The 1404-nt window shown below is 71.7% G+C and carries 3 protein-coding genes; 2 read left to right on the top strand and 1 reads right to left on the bottom strand.

Annotated features, from left to right (window positions below; all coding sequences use genetic code 11):
* A partial coding sequence (locus K789_RS0118925) for a glycerate kinase (RefSeq protein ID WP_029705336.1) occupies window positions 1-254 on the bottom strand: 254 nt, incomplete at its 3' end.
* A 165-nt stretch (window positions 255-419) separates the two neighbouring features.
* Here K789_RS0118925 and K789_RS0118920 point away from each other — a divergent pair.
* A complete protein-coding gene (locus K789_RS0118920) occupies window positions 420-1151 on the top strand; it encodes a histidine phosphatase family protein (RefSeq protein WP_051181165.1) in 732 nt (243 codons plus the stop codon).
* Window positions 1135-1404 (top strand): NAD(P)H-hydrate dehydratase (locus tag K789_RS0118915; protein ID WP_029705332.1); only part of this gene is annotated, 270 nt, incomplete at its 3' end. The genes K789_RS0118920 and K789_RS0118915, both read left to right, overlap by 17 nt.

Raw genomic sequence — 1404 nt, 5'->3', positions numbered from 1 at the left:
CCGCCGAAGGCGTCCTTCCGGATCGCCCAGGCTGCGCCGACGGGTGCCAGGATCGGGCCGACGACGGCGTTCAGGCGCTCCTCGTACCCGGCGGCGACGGCCGCCTCCAGGGTTCCCTCGCCGCCGTCGGCCACCGGAAACTGGATGGCCTCGGCGTCGGGATAGACCCGCAAGGCACCCTCGGCGATGGCGGCAGCGGCTTCGGCGGCGGTCAGGGAGCCTTTGAACTTGTCGGGGGCGATCAGAATGCGCATGGTCCTATCCTGCCAGCAGCACCGGACAGCCGCCGTCACCCGCGGCAGCGGCGACAGGCCACCGCGCCGGGAGTAACGTGGCAGCCACACAGAACCGGTCCGGACCAGGGGGCAGCAGTGAACGACAACGGACAGACCCGCCAGCGCATCACCGGCCCTCCCGGTATGAGCGAACTGCTGCTCGTCCGGCACGGCGAGAGCCAAGGGAACGTCGCCGCCACTCTGGCACACCAGTCCGGGGCGCACGTCATCAATGTTCCGGCGCGTGATGCCGACGTCGAGCTGTCCGGAACCGGGCGCGAGCAGGCGCTGGCGCTGGGTGGCCTGCTTGCCGGGTTTCCGGAGGACGGGCGTGCCGCCGTCTGGTCCTCCCCGTATCTCCGGGCACGGCAGACGGCGGAACTGGCCGTGCACACCGGGGGCTGGACGACGCAGGTCCTGCTGGATGAACGGCTGCGTGACCGTGAGCTCGGCATCCTGGACATGCTCACTTCGGCCGGAGTGGAGGCCAGGCTCCCCCGGGAGGCCGAGCGGCGGCGCTGGCTGGGCAAGTTCTACTACCGCCCGCCCGGCGGCGAATCGTGGGCCGACGTCGTCCTCCGCTTGCGCTCCCTGCTGGCTGACCTGGACCGCCTGTACCCCGGCCAGCGGGTGCTGCTGGTCTGCCACGACGCCGTCATCATGCTGATCCGCTACATCCTGGAAGGGCTGACGGAGGGCGAACTGCTGGACATCGCCGCCACGACCGCCATTCTCAACGCCTCCGTGAGCCGTTTTGTCCGTCCGGGCGGCGCCGGCCGCTGGCAGCTGGAGAGCTTCAACATGGCAGACCACCTGACGAGCGAAGGAGTCCCCGTGACCGAACATGCCGGAGATGCCAATGTCCACCCACGGTAAGCCTGCTTCCGGGGCCGGGCGGGAGCCGGTCCGCCCTGAGCCCGTCACGCCGACGCTGTTGCGGGACTGGCCGCTGCCCGGCGGGGGCTCCGGCAAGGACGACCGCGGGTCGGTGCTGGTGATCGGCGGGGCCCGGATGACGCCGGGGGCCGCGTTGCTCGCCGGGGTGGCCGCGCTGCGCTCCGGCGCCGGACGGCTCACCCTGGCCGTGGCAGAATCCGTGGCCGTGCAGCTCGCGGTCGCGCTGCCCGAG

Origin of the sequence: Arthrobacter sp. TB 26 (genome assembly GCF_000427315.1) — a bacterium.
Lineage (GTDB): Bacteria > Actinomycetota > Actinomycetes > Actinomycetales > Micrococcaceae > Arthrobacter.
Note: the sequence above shows the minus strand (reverse complement) of the source record. Positions and strands in the feature narration are given on the sequence as shown.